The 16,588-nt window shown below is 40.0% G+C and carries 15 protein-coding genes and 1 riboswitch; all 15 genes read left to right on the forward strand.

Annotated elements, in window-relative coordinates:
• Nucleotides 1–2: 2 nt before the first annotated feature.
• The 15 genes from VB732_RS05205 (at nucleotide 3) to VB732_RS05275 (ending at nucleotide 16,575) form a co-directional block, all read left to right on the forward strand.
• Nucleotides 3–1,004 (forward strand): methyltransferase domain-containing protein, encoded by a 1,002-nt coding sequence (locus VB732_RS05205; protein WP_323229785.1) that lies wholly within the window; start codon nucleotides 3–5, stop codon nucleotides 1,002–1,004.
• A 117-nt stretch (nucleotides 1,005–1,121) separates the two neighbouring features.
• Complete coding sequence (gene cobW / locus VB732_RS05210; RefSeq protein WP_323229787.1) at nucleotides 1,122–2,177, forward strand: cobalamin biosynthesis protein CobW; 1,056 nt, start codon at nucleotides 1,122–1,124, stop codon at nucleotides 2,175–2,177.
• The gene (locus tag VB732_RS05215; protein WP_181927356.1) at nucleotides 2,164–2,628 is read left to right on the forward strand and encodes a hypothetical protein; all 465 of its coding nucleotides are present in this window, start codon (nucleotides 2,164–2,166) and stop codon (nucleotides 2,626–2,628) included. The genes cobW and VB732_RS05215 overlap by 14 nt, the downstream gene beginning before the upstream one ends.
• A 339-nt stretch (nucleotides 2,629–2,967) precedes the next feature.
• Complete coding sequence (locus VB732_RS05220; protein WP_323229790.1) at nucleotides 2,968–3,357, forward strand: hypothetical protein; 390 nt, start codon at nucleotides 2,968–2,970, stop codon at nucleotides 3,355–3,357.
• A 138-nt stretch (nucleotides 3,358–3,495) separates the two neighbouring features.
• Nucleotides 3,496–3,921 (forward strand): ubiquinol-cytochrome c reductase iron-sulfur subunit, encoded by a 426-nt coding sequence (locus VB732_RS05225; RefSeq protein WP_323229792.1) that lies wholly within the window; start codon nucleotides 3,496–3,498, stop codon nucleotides 3,919–3,921.
• A gap of 169 nt (nucleotides 3,922–4,090) precedes the next feature.
• Nucleotides 4,091–4,951: a class I SAM-dependent DNA methyltransferase gene (locus VB732_RS05230; protein ID WP_323229794.1), complete on the forward strand. Its 861-nt coding sequence runs from the start codon at nucleotides 4,091–4,093 to the stop codon at nucleotides 4,949–4,951.
• A gap of 5 nt (nucleotides 4,952–4,956) precedes the next feature.
• Nucleotides 4,957–5,412, forward strand: a complete 456-nt coding sequence (locus VB732_RS05235) for a hypothetical protein (protein ID WP_323229795.1) — start codon at nucleotides 4,957–4,959, stop codon at nucleotides 5,410–5,412.
• 50 nt (nucleotides 5,413–5,462) lie between these two features.
• Nucleotides 5,463–7,118 carry a radical SAM protein gene (locus VB732_RS05240; protein ID WP_323229796.1) on the forward strand — a complete coding sequence of 552 codons (1,656 nt, stop codon included), beginning with the start codon at nucleotides 5,463–5,465 and terminating at the stop codon, nucleotides 7,116–7,118.
• The gene (locus VB732_RS05245; protein ID WP_323229797.1) at nucleotides 7,118–8,239 is read left to right on the forward strand and encodes a fatty acid desaturase; all 1,122 of its coding nucleotides are present in this window, start codon (nucleotides 7,118–7,120) and stop codon (nucleotides 8,237–8,239) included. The genes VB732_RS05240 and VB732_RS05245 overlap by 1 nt, the downstream gene beginning before the upstream one ends.
• A gap of 262 nt (nucleotides 8,240–8,501) precedes the next feature.
• Nucleotides 8,502–8,663 carry a hypothetical protein gene (locus tag VB732_RS05250; RefSeq protein ID WP_323229798.1) on the forward strand — a complete coding sequence of 54 codons (162 nt, stop codon included), beginning with the start codon at nucleotides 8,502–8,504 and terminating at the stop codon, nucleotides 8,661–8,663.
• Nucleotides 8,664–8,934: 271 nt separating this feature from the next.
• The gene (locus VB732_RS05255) at nucleotides 8,935–10,344 is read left to right on the forward strand and encodes a serine hydrolase (protein WP_323229799.1); all 1,410 of its coding nucleotides are present in this window, start codon (nucleotides 8,935–8,937) and stop codon (nucleotides 10,342–10,344) included.
• A 242-nt stretch (nucleotides 10,345–10,586) separates the two neighbouring features.
• Nucleotides 10,587–10,737: riboswitch (cobalamin riboswitch) on the forward strand.
• Nucleotides 10,738–11,117: 380 nt separating this feature from the next.
• Nucleotides 11,118–13,184, forward strand: a complete 2,067-nt coding sequence (locus VB732_RS05260) for a TonB-dependent receptor plug domain-containing protein (RefSeq protein WP_416235729.1) — start codon at nucleotides 11,118–11,120, stop codon at nucleotides 13,182–13,184.
• Between the two features lie 35 nt (nucleotides 13,185–13,219).
• Entirely contained in the window at nucleotides 13,220–14,092 is an 873-nt protein-coding gene (locus VB732_RS05265) for a (2Fe-2S) ferredoxin domain-containing protein (protein ID WP_323229801.1), read from the forward strand.
• Between the two features lie 180 nt (nucleotides 14,093–14,272).
• Nucleotides 14,273–15,490 (forward strand): ABC transporter substrate-binding protein, encoded by a 1,218-nt coding sequence (locus VB732_RS05270; protein WP_323229802.1) that lies wholly within the window; start codon nucleotides 14,273–14,275, stop codon nucleotides 15,488–15,490.
• A gap of 2 nt (nucleotides 15,491–15,492) precedes the next feature.
• On the forward strand, nucleotides 15,493–16,575 hold the full coding sequence (locus VB732_RS05275) for an iron ABC transporter permease (protein WP_323229803.1): 1,083 nt from the start codon (nucleotides 15,493–15,495) through the stop codon (nucleotides 16,573–16,575).
• The last annotated feature ends 13 nt before the right edge of the window (nucleotides 16,576–16,588 follow it).

Here is a 16,588-nt window from a genome sequence, read left to right on the forward strand (position 1 = left end):
AAATGTCAACTTTATTATATTCTGTAATTGGTTTTCTGATGCTTTTAGTAATTGGAATTGCGGCTTATTTCCTAACTGCCCGCAAGTATCAATCCTCATCCACAGTTGCCAATTCCTACGATCAATGGACGCTTGACGGCATCCTAGAGTTTTATTGGGGGGAACACATTCACCTCGGTCACTACGGTTCGCCGCCACGACGCAAGGATTTTTTAGCTGCTAAATCTGATTTTGTACATGAGATGGTTAAATGGGGAGGAATAGAAAAATTACCTCATGGTACTACCGTCTTAGATGTTGGCTGTGGTATTGGCGGCAGCAGCCGGATTTTAGCGCGAGATTATGGGTTTGCGGTCACAGGGATTACCATCAGCCCTATTCAGGTTAACCGCGCCCAGGAGTTAACACCTGACGGGCTAAACGTCCAGTTTGCGGTCGATGATGCGATGGCATTGTCGTTTCCAGATGCCAGTTTTGATGTAGTCTGGTCAATCGAAGCCGGCCCCCACATGCCAGATAAAGCCGTTTTTGCTAGAGAATTAATGCGGGTGCTAAAGCCTGGTGGGGTGTTGGTTGTAGCTGACTGGAATCAGAGGGATGACCGCCAAAAGCCCCTAAATTTTTGGGAGAAACCAGTAATGCGGCAACTCCTCGAACAGTGGTCTCATCCAGCTTTTTCCAGCATTGAAGGCTTTTCCGAGCTTTTAGCGGGGACAGAATTAGTTGAGGGGGAGGTAATTACGGCAGACTGGACTCAAGAAACCCTTCCTTCTTGGTTCGATTCGATTTGGCAAGGAGTGGCTCGACCAGAGGGATTGGTGCGTTTTGGACTGTCTGGTTTTGTCAAGTCTGTGCGCGAGGTACCGACGCTTTTGCTGATGCGTTTGGCGTTTGGTGCAGGGCTGTGCCGATTTGGAATGTTCCGCGCTGTGCGGGGAAACGGGAGTACAGAATTGAGCGATAGAAACTTTGCCAAGCAAACTCCCTCAAGCTTGATTAGGTAGCGATCGCAGCTAGTGATGAATATTTGGATTTTAACACCAGCTGACTGCGTGATATCTGCGGTTAGAACTTCTTTCTGCACATCGCAAAATTAACGATCAACAAACGACACACTTTATATGCAAAAAATTCCCGTCACAGTAATTACAGGATTTCTTGGTGCAGGCAAAACAACGTTAATTCGCCATTTACTCCAAAACAATGAGGGACGACGCATTGCTGTTTTGGTGAATGAATTTGGAGAAATCGGAATTGATGGCGAACTTTTACGTGATTGCCAAGTATGTGACGATGAAGAAGACCCCAACAGTAATATTGTTGAACTCACCAACGGTTGTCTGTGCTGTACGGTGCAAGAAGAATTCCTCCCAGCGATGCAAGAATTACTGAAGCGACGCGCGAACCTTGATTGTATGTTGATTGAAACCTCTGGACTAGCACTACCAAAACCATTGGTGCAAGCATTTCGCTGGCCGGAGATTCGCACAGGCGCTACAGTAGACAGCGTAATTACTGTGGTGGACTGTGAAGCGTTGGCAACTAATCAATATGTAGGTGATTTAGAAGCACTCTTAGCACAGAGACAAGCCGACTCTAGCATAGAACACGAAACACCCATTGAGGAACTGTTTGAAGATCAACTGGCTTGTGCCGATCTAGTATTGCTGACTAAGAGCGATCGCGTTGACGAACAAACGCAAGTTAGGGTGCAAGATTGGCTAAAGCAGAACTTATCGCCTGGTGTAAAAGTCATTCCTTGTCAGGATGGTAAAATCAGTGGCGATTTATTACTCGGTTTCAACGCTGCGGTAGAAGACAACTTAGATAGTCGTCCTAGTCATCACGATACTGAAGAAGACCACGAACATGATGAAGGGATTAATGCAGTGCAACTACTGTTAGACCAGGCATTTGAGCCGACTGTCCTAGTCAAACGCTTGCAAACATTAGTGCAACAGCAAGAAATTTATCGAATTAAGGGATTTGTAGCAGTTCCGAATAAAGCTATGCGTCTGGTATTACAGGGTGTTGGTAATCGATTTGACTACTTTTACGATCGTCCTTGGAAACCCGACGAACTCCGTCAAACAAGATTAGTATTCATTGGACAGGAACTCAATCAGGTTCGCATTGAATCATTGGTGTTGGGGGAGGAAGTCAATGCGACCATCTAATAGTGTTTGGCAAGGAAATTTCGGCTACTGGCAAAACAGCTTTATCCATAATAATCTACTGGTAATCGGTTACACAGGATGGAAAGGATTTCAGTCATTTGGGCGGGGAGTTGTCATTTGTGATGTGGATACTAAAGTTACTCACCCTACAAATACAAGTCTTGATACAGTTCCCTTCACCCTGCAATTTCTTCCCTCCGATCTGATTGGGTTTTACTTGCGTTCGTTTCAAGATAGCGGAGCTATATCGCAATCAATCTGCTCATCCATGATTTCATCAATTTCCCCAGCGATCGCAACATACAATCCCCATCAAGATATTCTTCTGGTGCTAAAGGCTGAACCTCAGATTGAGGTTAATTTTTTACACCAACTAAAAATTACTCCACCCGATTGCTACGAACAAGTTCGCAAGCGTTGGTCAGAATTTAAACCAAGCCTAATGCCGTAGAAGATATACAGGATATCAACACATATAGTTGCACTTTTTAAACTTGGAGTATAATCAATTGCTATCTCTCTACCAAGTAGCTATTAAGTATATAAAACAGGAAAACCTCCTGTTTGGGAAATAAATCAATGTAAGAGATACAAAGTGAAAAATAAAAGATTTTACTTTGATTTTTTGCAACTATTTTTCAAGAATCTGTGAATCTCAGATAGCAATTTATTTTCTGGTGTATATTATGGGTGAATTGCTTCGAGTATCCAGGTTTTTAGAAAACATCATTCCCCTACCAAGCTGAGAGAACATTAACCTTAATTGTCAACCTACTTCTAGGACAATTGCATGAAGAAAGCTTTAATAACTTTAACTACCAAATCCGCAGCTTTGATGTCCCTAGCATCATTGGTAATGACCAGTAAAGTGACCACAGCTGGTGAACCAGTAAATCCGCAACCAGTAGACCGTCCTGATGCTGATACTGGTGTAGTAGCAGCGTCAGACCAAAAAGCTTGTGTAAGACATCCGAAACTCGGTAAGTTTTTCTGCGCTCATGCTGAAGAATTATCTCATTTGCAAAAAGGCGTAGCAGAGATTGATGTTACATCGGATGACAGTGAAAAGGCTCTGCTTGGGGTTACGGATGCAGAAAGTGATGCTGCTGTAGCTATGTTTGGTTGTGATTGTGCTGCATCGATAAATTGTTTACGCCGTCTGCGGAATAGCCTCCCGTAGAATTTAATTTCCTTGGTTTTTCATCTTCCCAAAAGCAGGGGATAGGGGAAGAGTTTTTATCTCTTCCCTCACTATTTTACAGTTTTGTGTTTAGAAGTTTCAGAGTGCAATAAATTGTTTCTATAAAACTTAAATAATATGAAACGTCGTGATTTTATTACTTGCTTTAGTTTAGGTTATTTTGCAAGTAGCCTACCTGAAAAAGTTGTGGCTTCTCCTCCAGAAACTACAGCAATATCATCAACATCTGGAGATTGGCAAACAGTGGGAACAATTGCCGAATTGGATAAAGCTGGCCAACTATTAAATGAAAATCTACCTGTTGGTGCAGTATTGGTAATTGGTACTTCTAAAAGTAAAAATCTAGTGGCTGTGAACCCTATCTGCACTCACATGGGTTGTACAGTGGAGTGGCTTGCAGAAGAAAAAATATTTTTATGCCCTTGTCATGCTTCGGAATTTGATCCTAATGGTAATGTTCAGATGGGGCCAGCTACAAAACCACTATCAAATTACGAGACAAAAATAGAGGGTGATTTAGTTATTGTAAAACGTAGTTCATAATTCGTAATTAATAATCTTAGCTTTCATTTGGGGTTTTAAATTTCCACTAAAATTTAGTATTACGCAGAAATTACCAGTAATACGTTAGTTAATAAAACGACAAAATTAACAAACTGATATCGCTTGGAATATTAAGCATGAATGTGTAACTGTTTCTATCAATTTATAAATGCAAAAACCAAAACTAGTCAATATTCCAAAAGCGACTCGCTACCAAAATGCAGCGATAGATTATTATATGGGACTAACAGGTTCTTCCTATCTTCATTACGGGTATTGGGAACCACTACCTAAAAGGGGTGAAGAATTAACTCTGACTCGCCTGCGTGCGGCGCAGCAAGCATATACAGCTAAACTTTTGAGTTTTATTCCAGAGGGGACAAAAACTGTGCTGGATGTCGGCTGTGGGATTGGTGGTAACGCAGCGTATTTGTACAGCTGCGGTTTCAGTGTTGAGGGATTAGCACCCGACGCACTCCAGCAAGAGAGATTTATTCAAAATACCAATGGCCAAGTACCTTTCTACTTAACGAGATTTGAAGATTTTCGCACCTCAAACTCCTACGACCTCATTTTATTTAGCGAAAGCAGTCAATATATTGCTGCTCTCGATTTAGCTCAAGGCGCGGCTCGTTTATTGGATAGTGGTGGCTACCTGCTGCTTGCAGATATGATGCGTTTTGATGCCGAATACCGAGAAGGTATTTTTTCTAATTGTCATGTCGCCAGCGAACTCCAAGCGGCGTTGGAACAGACTGGATTCAAATTAATCAAGACTGAAGACATTTCAACCCATATTGCGCCAACGATTGACTTGTGTGTTGATAATTTTCGTATTTTTGGGCTGACTACAGTTAAATATATTGCTGATGTTGTAGCGATCGCCGTTCCACCATTATACTCACTCGGTCGTTGGGCATTTAAACGTTGGCTAGAAAAGTTAGTTGTCGAGGGATTAGCAGCACGCGCAATTTTTGAGAGCTATTTATGTTATGAAATTCAACTCTGGCAGTTATCACAAGGAGTTTAATCGAAATGACCCCAGAAATAAACACCCAAGATTGGCAACAAGCTTTTATCGCCACCAATATATTAGCAATTGGTAACAACGCTTGGATCGGTTATTTAGGAGGAGAACGTGGTGTCGTAATTTGCAGCACTAATTCTCCGCATTTAAGTATGGCTGGCGAAACATTTAAAGCGCATTTTATCCCGCGTAAAAAGCTTGCAGCTTTCTTAAATGCTTGGTTAGCAGCACCCGACACCGTACTGTTACAAAGACACTTCATGAATGCTCATATTCTCGAAGCGGTAGATAAGTATAATCCCCAGAAAGATGTTGTTTTTTTGTTGGAATACGGTTATCAAGCTGCTTTTTTCTATTTAACTAATTTACCAATTACACCACCTCAATGTTACCAAACTGTATGCAAAGAATGGGCAGAATTCCAACCTCAGCACTCTCTCTCAATAGGAGCAACAATACACTGAAAAAAAGAGCTAAAAATCAACAATAATGTATAGTTACAAAACAAATGCCTGTGACATCATCCGTATTCGCTACCGAACGCCTGCTTTTTATCCCCGCAACTCCCAACACAGACGCCATCCCCACCATCTTCGCTTTTCCCAATGATTATACGGTGGGGATAACAAGCCTTGGCTATCAAGTTGTGTGGGCAACTTTAGCGATGCGTTCTGATATGCAGGTGAGTCGCCTGTTTACCGATACCCACGAACAACTTCCGCGAGAACCAGAAATACTCGGCTTTTCCATGTCTTGGGAACTGGATTATGTCAATATTTTGAATTTATTGGAATCTTTAGAAATTCCTATCAGGGCAGCTTACCGTGGCGATCGTCATCCCATAGTTTTTGGTGGCGGTCCCGTACTCACTGCTAACCCCGAACCTTTCGCAGATTTTTTTGATGTCATTTTGCTAGGAGATGGCGAAAACCTGCTAGGAAATTTTATCGACGTTTACAAAGAAGTCAGAAATGCCTCTCGACAAACTAAACTGCAAGCACTTGCACAAGTACCGGGAATATATGTACCTAGTTTGTACGATGTAAGCTATCATACATTAGACGGCACTATCAAGTCAATTCAACCAATCTCAACAGAAATCCCTGCCGTGGTGCAAAAGCAAACCTATCGGGGAGATATCCTCTCAACATCAACAGTTGTGACGGAAAAAGCCGCGTGGGAAAATATTTATATGGTGGAAGTTGTCAGAAGTTGCCCAGAAATGTGTCGCTTTTGTCTGGCAAGTTATTTAACGCTTCCTTTTAGAACAGCAAGTGTGGAAGGTTCTCTCATTCCAGCGATTGAAAAAGGTTTATCAGTGACAAAACGCATCGGATTATTGGGGGCTTCTGTCACTCAGCATCCGGAGTTTGAAAGACTACTAGATCATCTGAATCAGCCAAAGTACGATGATGTGCGTCTCAGCATTGCCTCAGTACGGACAAATACCGTAACAGTAAAATTAGCAGAAATTTTGGCGAAACGAGATTCGCGATCGCTCACAATTGCCGTAGAAAGTGGATCAGAGAATTTACGGAAAATTATCAATAAAAAGTTACAAAATTATGAAATTATCCAAGCAGCGATCAATGCTAAAGCTGGTGGATTAACAAACCTGAAACTTTATGGAATGGTAGGAATTCCCGGTGAAGAACCAGAGGATTTAGAACAAACTGTGGCAATGATGCGCTCTCTGAAAAAAACTGTATCAGGATTGCGCTTAACATTTGGCTGTAGCACCTTTGTTCCCAAAGCACACACGCCATTTCAGTGGTTTGGAGTCAATCGGCAAGCAGAAAAGCGGTTGCAACTTTTACAGAAACAACTTAAGCCGCAAGGAATCGAGTTTCGACCGGAAAGTTATAATTGGTCAATCATTCAAGCTTTGTTATCCAGGGGCGATCGCAGACTATCCCACCTTTTGGAACTTACCCGTAATTATGGCGACTCCTTGGGCAGTTATCGTCGTGCTTTCAAACAACTTAAAGGACAAATACCTAACTTAGATTTCTACGTTCATGATAAATGGTCAACAGATATTGTATTACCTTGGAATCACTTGCAAGGACCTTTACCACAATCCACACTAATAAAGCATCTGGCTGATGCTACCAGTTATTTCAACTTACCCCAAAAAGAACTTCAGCCGTTAGGAGAAAGTTTTATTTAATGGAAACCGCAGTGAAAAAGTCGGATTTTGTCCTGAATCCTTACATGAACAGCAGCGACTTGCGGGCAACTTATCAAATCCTGAATACGGTTGTGCCTTATGTGGTTTTATGGTTTTTAGCATACAAAGCAGCTGCTATTTGTTTTTGGTTGCTTGCGCCTACTATAGTTTTGATGACGCTGTTTTCAGCGCGTTGTTTTTCTTTAATGCATGATTGCGGACACTATTCACTCTTTCGTTCAAAAAGGGTTAATCAGATTATCGGTTTTATTCTGGGGGTGATAAACGCGATCCCTCAATATCCGTGGTCAAGAGGACATGCCTATCACCACAAAACCAACGGTGATTGGCAACGCTATCGCGGTCCTAGTGCATTACTCTCTACTGAGGAGTTTGCTCGCCTCAGTCCATCTGCCCAAAGGCGTTATGAACTACTGAGGCACCCATTCATTATCTTTCCGGGAGGTTTTTTCTATGTCGCGATTAAGCCAAGACTCGCCCTGATTGCCGGAACATATGATTTTATCACTCATCTACTGACTTGTTTGCAGCAAGATCCTTTTATGGATTTACCTCGAATCATCTCCTCTCATAAGTCTAGAAATTGGTACACTGCGGCTGAGTTTTGGCATCTGTTGTTCAACAACATTTGTGTAGTCGGTATCTGGATTTTTCTGGGGTATTTACTTGGATTTGGTTTTTTCGTGAGCGTTTACTCAATCACGCTAACTTGTTCTGCGGCAATCCTTATCTGCGTCTTCTTTGTTCAGCACAACTTTGATGGCTCTTACGCCCACAAAACTGAAGGGTGGGACTATCTCGAAGCAGCAATTAAGGGCAGCAGTTATCTGGAGTTCCCTACCGTTTTAAAGTGGTTTTCCGCCAATATCGGCTACCATAACATTCATCATCTTTGCGACAGAATCCCCAATTACAACCTCCAAGCTTGCCACAATAAAAATGTTCACCTGCTTAGGAGTGCAAAAACGCTGCGAATGGTAGATATTCCTGATTGCTTCAAATACATTCTGTGGGATTGTCCCTCCAGTAGCCTCACGTCGATAGCATTGTTTCGTCAAGCTGCACAATCCATCGACCTAGAGAGAGCTAACGAGGCGTGAAAAAGCAGAGGGGCAGGGGAGCAAGGGAGCTATCGCTCACAAGGGGCGTTAGCGTAGCGGGACGAAGTACGGCTTTGAACCTTATCTTTTTCGTAAAGAATACCGTTGTTTGAAACAATGGAAGCATCCCAATTTGGCAAAAATAAAAAAATAAAGATTATTTGCGAGTAAACATCGCGAATAATCTGGGGATTCAATCAAGTGGTTCTTCTGACTCTTGCTCAGATCCAGAACTAATGTCTAGCAGACAATCATCAAGTGGATGAATTTTTCTGGTTTTACCGCTTTATCCCAATTGCGAAAAGCGATAAATGCGCTGCGTCAGGCAAGGGGAATCACTATCGGAGTAGAAGGTGAGTATCTTTCACCAGCAAAAAAAATCACACTCTGTACAGATAAAAAAACACAGAATGATTCTCAATGAACTAATACTCAACAGTAAAGTCCCAAGTTAATGGGTGCTTCTATAGTAACTTGAGAAAGCTTTATTCACCCGTTTAAAAAAAAACTGGTGTGAATGAAATCATACTGATTTTTATACAAGCTAATCTAGCTACGCTGTATAAGTTTTTATTGTCTATTTAAAATCCTTGACATTACATATTTTATTGCTTATGATTCTCAATCAGTTCTGACTTGATTTACTTCCCGGAAAATCTCTGTAAGTAAATTCAATATTATCCTCACAATACTGTATGAAATTACGCTGGTTCTTGTTGAGCTTAATTAGTCTTTTGCTCCTATCCTCTCCTGCAAGAGCAACTCGATTAGAATCTTGGCACTTTGACCCCAATCAGAATCAGCTTGACCTAACCACTGACTCAGGTATTCAACCGAGAGTTTTTTTAATTGATAACCCTAAAAGGCTTGTCATTGACTTATCGGGAACTACTTTCGACTACTCTACAACTAAACAAAACTTTGGCTCAAAGATTCGAGAAATTCGGGTAGCACAGCTTGACCCCCAGACGACCCGACTTGTAATTGAATTAGCACCCGGTTACACTGTCTCTCCGCAAAGTGTAATAGTCCGACGAGATTCTAACTTTCATTGGGTCGTAAAACTATTATCAATTGAAAAAATACCTGCGACGGGAATTTTTGAATGGGGAATAGGGGCTGGGGAAGAATCCTCCCAAACACCAATTTCCATTACTCCTAATCTCCAGCAAAAACGCCAAGTTCTCTTATTCCAAAATAAAGCGCCTTTACAAGATATTGCAGCTATTAATAAACTGAGTCCACCAGGTATACTCACTAAACCAATCAATGCTTCTATGTTTGCTGGGGTAGTTCCTTTAGGTGAGGAAATACTACAACTAAAATCTCAAATTAATGCATTGATGGCTCGCTACAGTTTCCTCAAGCCAGGGATGTTTTTTGTGGATTTAGAGACGGGTAACTATTTGGATATTAGTGGCGACAAAGTATTTCCCGCCGCGAGTACGATTAAGTTCCCAATTCTGATTGCTTTATTTGAGAGAATAGACGCTGGTACAGTCAAACTAAATGACACCTTGGTAATGCGGCGAGACTTGATTGCAAGTGGTTCTGGAGACTTGCAGTATCAACGTGTGGGAACTAAGTTGACTGTGCTGCAAACCATAAATAAAATGATTACTATCAGCGACAATACCGCCACAAATATGATTATTGACCGCTTGGGTGGTAAAGCAAAATTAAATCAGCGGTTTGGCAGTTGGGGATTGAAAAATACTGTAATTCGTCATTTACTGGGAGATTTTAAGGGAACTAATACCACCAGTCCCGCCGACTTAGTAAAATTGTCAGCATTGATTCAGTATCATAAGTTAATTTCAGATGCGAGTCGCTCCCAGGCAATAGATATTTTAAATCATTGCCATAACAGAAAGTTGCTGGCAGCTGGTTTGGGTTCGGGAGCAGTAATTGCTCATAAGACAGGTGATATTGGGTTTGTTATTGGGGATGCAGGTATTATTGAGATGCCAAATGGCAAGCGTTACTTAGCAGGGATTTTTGTGAGAAGACCTTACAATGACACCAGAGGTAGGGATTTTATTCGTCAAGTTTCTCAGTTGGTATATACATACTTAGACCAACCAAAATTAACTCAGTTACCTTAAGGAATGTCGATTAAACGAAATGCAAAACTTCAGTTTTGTAGCCTCCACAAAAATACGTTAGGAACGTAAGACACCTGGCGAAATTAAATCTACAATGTCCGCAAAGTCCCCTTTACTAACAGTTAGGGGATTTCTTTTATGCGTGTTTACTTTAGTGTAAGTATAATTCTATATCCAGTAAGTGATGTGGAGAATTAAAATTGTTACTAATGGAAATTTACATATACACAATAACTATGGTAATGTGACACATAACTGTCGGTTCTGATGGGGAGCAGCCATCAGGCGCAAGGGGGAAAGTTCGGTGTAAATCCGGCGCTGTCCCGCAGCTGTAATGAGACGAATATAACGTGTCTCTTAGTCAGAATGCCCGCCGACTCACTCTAGACACAAAACATTTATCTGCGAGGCACAGATGATACATTTGATTAATAAATTTTATGGGTACAGATACTGTTTTAAGACGGTACCCTCTGCAAGTTTTACTAATTCGCTTCGCTGTTAGTAACGACACTTAATTTTTGGTTGTCTTATAGGAATTTGGGTATCCATAAGGAATACCACAAAGTCTTTTTGCTATCAAAATAGTATCCACCATGATTTAGCTATGGCAATGCATTGTAGCAAGCTAGTTAAACCCTAAATCTTAGAAATTCAACAGCACAAATAAATACCTGCATTTACTGAAAACGAGGAGTTTCATGTCCACTTCCCGCATAGTTACTTATTGTGAATTTTTCTCAAAAATCTTTGTTTTTACCGCAATCTATGGGATGGTCTGCGGAAGAAATGTAGCGATTGCTAATCAAGTTCCACAAATATCTGAGTTTCCCAAGTATGAAGGTTCTGCAAGAGACTTACAACCAGTTGCACAAGTAACACCTGAAAATACTCCAGCATCCACAGAAGAACCAGATATTGAATTAACAGTCATCGACAAGCTATTGAATGAACCCGTTTATTCGCCCTTTCGCCGCGAGGGGACAGTGAAAGATTCTACCCGTCCGGTTTACGTAATTACGGGTGAAGAGATGGAAGCACAGGGTGCTAGAACGGTTAGAGAAGCGCTAAAATTTCTGACAGGTATCTTGCCTGATGGTACAGTTGGCACAGAAGTAAACGCCTTAAGCGGTCAATTTATCCGAGGTTCTAATACCGGTCAAGTATTAATATTGCTTGATGGTAGACCAATTAATAATCTTGGTGGCGGTGGTTTTGACCTTTCAGAATTTACCACCAATAATATTGAAAGAGTTGAAGTGTTACCAGGAGGAGGTTCAACACTTTATGGTTCTGATGCGATAGGAGGGGTAATTAATATTGTCACTCGTCGCCCCACAGAGAATATTACAACAGAAGCTAAAGTAAATATTGGTGCTTATGGACTAAACCAACAAAGTATTCAAAATAGTGGTAAAGCCGGGGTAATTTCTTGGGTTGTAGGTTACAACCGTACCCAAGCAGAAAATAATTATCCTTTTACAATTCCTGAAGCCAATTTTACAGGAACTAGAACAAATAATGATGCTCTATTTAACAACTTCAATGTCAAACTAGAGGCAGATTTAGGAACACGCAATACCTTAACTCTCTCAACTCTATACTTAAGCAAAGAACAGGGAGTACCAGGAGGGGTAGCAATTCCTGAACCCCAATTTGGGCAAGGGTTTTTCAATTCTCTCACCGAGAATAATCGCAAATACACAGACCAAGTTCTCACGGATTTAACCTGGAATTCCAAATTAGGGAATGGTAATGATTCACTTTTAACAGCCAGAGTTTATACTGATTTTCTCAATACTCGTTTTGATAACCGTAGTGGCGCACTTTCATCTCAGAATCGGTTTGATTCTAACCAAGTTTCTTACGGTATTCAAACCACACACAGTTGGAATCTTACCAAAAATCAGATTTTGGTTTACGGCTTTGATTACCGGAATGCAAATGTGCGTAATACCACCTTTAATTATGGCAGTAATCTCAATAGAGAAAATTACGATGACAGTATTAGTCAAGGAGCCATTTTCGCTAAATATGAAAATAATCTTACTTCTAGCTTAAGTGTCAATTTAGGAGTACGCCAAGATTTCAGTAGCTTGGTAAATGGCTCATTTACATCACCATCTGTAGGTACAAAATTCGTAATCTCTGACTCCACAACACTTAGAGCTAACTATATCAGAAACTTCCGAGCGCCAACCATTGCTAATTTATTTAACAATAATCCTACTAATATTGGTAATCCTGAACTTAAACCAGAAAAGGGTGATAGTTTTGATATTGGCATTGACCAAAAGTTAGGTAACATAGGCTTATTACGTTTGACCTTCTTTAGTAACACAGTATCAGATACAATTGCCTTTAAGCGGTTGACACCACCGGTGAATGGCAATACAGGTACTTTTGAAAATATCGGACTGGTTAGAACTACAGGAATTGAAGCTTCTTTAAACTTACAACTAGCGAAAAATTTCTATGCTTTTGCTAATTATACAGCTAATGATCCACGGATTTTAGAAAGTTCTAATCCGGCAGAAGTTGATAAGGAGTTACGATTTGCAGGTGCGGATAAATTAAATTTGGGTGTTTCTTATGAAAATCCTCAAGGTTGGTATTTAGGATTGCTCATGAATTCTTTGAATGGGTATCCAACGAATAACACAAATACAGAATTTTTGTCTGGTTACACTACTTTAGATTTCAAAGTGCGCGTCCCTTTAAGTGATAGTTTGATACTGACAAGTAGTGTAGATAATATATTTGACCAGCGTTATCAGTTGTTTCCGGGTTTTCCTGATGGGGGGAGGGTTTTTCAGGTTGGGTTGAGTTCTAGGTTCTAAGGTTAAGAGTTTTTTCATGCAGAGGAGAGTTGAAGATGAGTGAATTTAATTGTTTGGTTACACCGTTAAATCAAGTTGTGACTGAAGCTTTGTTTACAGGTGGGACAATTGAGTATGAATATTTTGATTGTGGAAGTAATATTTTGTCATCGTTACTTTACACTTTATTTGAGCAAAATTGGCAACAGGTAGGGGTGGGGCATATTGTCCAAGGTAGTGTTTTGGAATTAGAATTTAATGCTGCACCAAAACTTTGTATTCTCTACGATGGATATTTGACGGTAGCGACTGAAGGTTGGCATTTACATTTGTGTATTGATACTAATTTTGGTGGGCCTCTTTGTAGAACCCCTGTAGGAGTCAGGAAGCAGCGTCAAGTTAGCCGTGCGGCTTTTTATCGTCGGTTTAATACAGAAGGAAATCCCAGAAGTTGGGGAATTCAATTTTGGAATGGTGCAGATGAACAATTGATGACGATTTTATTACCGAATCCTTTCGTTGATGGTGAAAATTTATTACCAGAAGGGAAACCTGATGTATCAAAATTAGCTTTGTATCAGGAATTAAGAGATATTTATGTATTGGGTATTCAACCAATCCCGTTTAGCAAAAATCCCCTGAAGCATTCTTATATTTCAGTTTGTACTTCTACTCGCTGTCTTCCTTCACGCAAATGGCAACCCACATTTGATGCTTTAAAATCCGCAGTTGAAAATGCTGGTTTAGATATAGAAGTGAGAACATCTGGCTGTTTGGAAGTTTGCCAACAAGGGCCAGTAGTATTTCATTCTGATGATAGAACTTGGTACACTCGCGTTAACTCAAGCGTAGCTGAAACTATTGTCAATGAACATTTACTAAAAGGTAACAAAGTTATTGAACATTGTTATCCACCAGAGTCTGTGTAATTTATCCTTTTAAAAATTTCACGCAAAGATATAAAGCAGTACTCTTGGTATTCCTCTCTGCACGACGAAGACGCTGCGCGTAGCTTGCTTCTCTGTAGGGGTACAAGTCGGAAAACCCGCCCACGGAAGTGCCCACCTCCATGTCTCTGCGTGATAATAATAATATTTATCTCAAACCCCATGAAATTGGTAAAACTGACTCACTCAAAACCCATTATTTTTTTATGCCAATTCTTCTTAATTGCCACTTTAATTATTGCTTGCCATAGTACAGCAATTGATACCTCTACAAATGCTAATAATAACGGCTGTATTCAAAACTATGATCCTAATACTGATTACTTCCCTAATAAAATCAAGATTACTCATGCCACAGGCTTCGCAGTAGAGTATCATAAACACTACAAAATCGTCACTACAAAAAATCCTTTGCAGAATGCCAACACCAAGTTTCAATATGTTTTAGTCCAATGTGGAACTCCCACACCAAAAGAATTTAATCAAGCGCAGGTAATTACAGTTCCCATTAATTCCATAGTTTCTCTATCTACTACTCATTTACCCCACCTAGCGAAATTAGGTGTAGTTGATAAATTGATTGGTATTAGTAATACTAAACAAGTCAATACTCCTGATGTAGTCGAGAGAATCAAAGCCGGAAAGATAGCACAAGTAGGGAATAATTCAAATGTGAATATAGAAAAATTATTAGAATTAAATCCCAACTTAGTGACAACTTTTGGTACTGGAAACTCCCAAACTGATAGTTATGGCAAACTCACAGAGGCGGGTTTGAAAGTGGGTATAAATTCTGAATATATGGAAGATGCGCCATTGGGAAGAAGCGAATGGTTAAAATTTACGGCTCTGTTTTTTAATAAAGACGAACAAGCAGAAAAAATATTTAGTGAAATTGCCAATAAATATGCACGAGTAGCTGAAAAAGCTAAATCTGTAAAAAATCGTCCAACTATATTTGTTGGGTTCAATTTTAAAGGAACTTGGTATATGCCTGGAGGTAAAAGTTATGTAGCTAAATATCTGGCTGATGCAGGAGCAAACTATCTTTGGAGTGATGATAAATCCTCTGGTAGTTTACCTTTATCTTTTGAAGTTGTTTTGGAACGTGCAGCCAATGCTGACTACTGGTTGAATTTTAGTCAATCTTGGAATAAATTAAAGGATTTAGTCGCAGAAGATAATCGCTATGCTGATTTTAAGGCTGTGAAAACGGGCAATCTTTACAATAATAATGCCCGTGTCAATGAAAACGGAGGTAATGATTACTGGGAAGGCGGAATTAGTAACCCAGATATGGTTTTATCTGACTTGATTAAAATACTGCATCCAGAGATATTACCTAACCATAAACTATTTTATTACCACAAACTTAATTAATAATGTTCAGCGAAAAATATAAATTTAAAATTCCCCTAATAAACCAAAAAAATCCGGTTTTCAAAACCATTATTTTCTTAATTATACTTATAAGTTTAATCTTGGCTTTTTTATTAGACTTGGCTTTAGGTTCAGTTGATATTCCTGTTAATGAAGTAGTCAAAGTTTTGCTCGGACAAGAAGCAGAAAAAGTGACATGGACTCATATTATTCTCAAATTTCGGCTACCTAAAGCTTTAACTGCAACTTTAGCAGGTGCGGCTTTAGGTGTGAGTGGCTTACAAATGCAAACCTTATTTAAAAATCCCTTAGCTGGGCCTTTTGTGTTGGGTATTAGTTCTGGTGCAAGTTTAGGTGTAGCGTTAGTTGTGCTGACAGCAAGTGCTACAACACCAACATTATTAGCAGATTTGGGAATCATTAGCGATTTTGGTTTAGTCATAGCCGCAAGTCTCGGCGCAGCATCAGTTTTAGGGATGATGTTAATTGTTTCTCGCCGAGTGCAAGATACGATGACGTTATTAATTTTAGGTTTATTGTTTGGTTATGCTACTAGTGCAATTGTTAGTATTTTGTTGCAGTTTAGCTCCAAAGAACGCATTCAAAGTTATATTATGTGGACTTTTGGAAGTTTTGCTGGGGTGACTTGGAAACAGTTAGTTGTTTTAATTCCTGTGATACTTTTGAGTTTATTGGGAGCAGTGTTGCAATCAAAATCCTTGAATGCACTTTTACTAGGTGAATCTTATGCACGTAGTTTAGGTTTAACGGTGCAGAAAACTAGATTTTCCATTATTACTAGTGCATCTATATTAGCTGGAGCAATTACTGCTTTTTGTGGCCCCATCGCATTTTTAGGTGTAGCAATTCCTCATCTTTGTCGTAGTCTTTTTAATACTTCCGACCATCGGATATTAATCCCTAGTGTAACAATGATGGGTGCAATCTTAGCATTGTTTGCAGATTTGTTTTCTCAACTTGCGGTGAGTCAGATGGTTTTACCTTTAAATGCTGTTACTGCTTTGATTGGAACTCCTGTTGTTACTTGGGTAATTCTGCGGCGTAATTCCCAAAAGTCTTTTTAAGATTTTTGAAACG

Source organism: Nostoc sp. UHCC 0252, from assembly GCF_034931145.1.
Classification (GTDB): domain Bacteria; phylum Cyanobacteriota; class Cyanobacteriia; order Cyanobacteriales; family Nostocaceae; genus Nostoc.

Bases quoted from the DNA above. Each gene is read 5' to 3' on its own strand.
- VB732_RS05205 (WP_323229785.1), top strand. From the start codon at position 3: ATGTCAACTTTATTATATTCTGTAATTGGTTTTCTGATGCTTTTAGTA.
- cobW (WP_323229787.1), top strand. From the start codon at position 1,122: ATGCAAAAAATTCCCGTCACAGTAATTACAGGATTTCTTGGTGCAGGC.
- VB732_RS05215 (WP_181927356.1), top strand. From the start codon at position 2,164: ATGCGACCATCTAATAGTGTTTGGCAAGGAAATTTCGGCTACTGGCAA.
- VB732_RS05220 (WP_323229790.1), top strand. From the start codon at position 2,968: ATGAAGAAAGCTTTAATAACTTTAACTACCAAATCCGCAGCTTTGATG.
- VB732_RS05225 (WP_323229792.1), top strand. From the start codon at position 3,496: ATGAAACGTCGTGATTTTATTACTTGCTTTAGTTTAGGTTATTTTGCA.
- VB732_RS05230 (WP_323229794.1), top strand. From the start codon at position 4,091: ATGCAAAAACCAAAACTAGTCAATATTCCAAAAGCGACTCGCTACCAA.
- VB732_RS05235 (WP_323229795.1), top strand. From the start codon at position 4,957: ATGACCCCAGAAATAAACACCCAAGATTGGCAACAAGCTTTTATCGCC.
- VB732_RS05245 (WP_323229797.1), top strand. From the start codon at position 7,118: ATGGAAACCGCAGTGAAAAAGTCGGATTTTGTCCTGAATCCTTACATG.
- VB732_RS05250 (WP_323229798.1), top strand. From the start codon at position 8,502: ATGAATTTTTCTGGTTTTACCGCTTTATCCCAATTGCGAAAAGCGATA.
- VB732_RS05255 (WP_323229799.1), top strand. From the start codon at position 8,935: ATGAAATTACGCTGGTTCTTGTTGAGCTTAATTAGTCTTTTGCTCCTA.
- VB732_RS05260 (WP_416235729.1), top strand. From the start codon at position 11,118: ATGGTCTGCGGAAGAAATGTAGCGATTGCTAATCAAGTTCCACAAATA.
- VB732_RS05265 (WP_323229801.1), top strand. From the start codon at position 13,220: ATGAGTGAATTTAATTGTTTGGTTACACCGTTAAATCAAGTTGTGACT.
- VB732_RS05270 (WP_323229802.1), top strand. From the start codon at position 14,273: ATGAAATTGGTAAAACTGACTCACTCAAAACCCATTATTTTTTTATGC.
- VB732_RS05275 (WP_323229803.1), top strand. From the start codon at position 15,493: ATGTTCAGCGAAAAATATAAATTTAAAATTCCCCTAATAAACCAAAAA.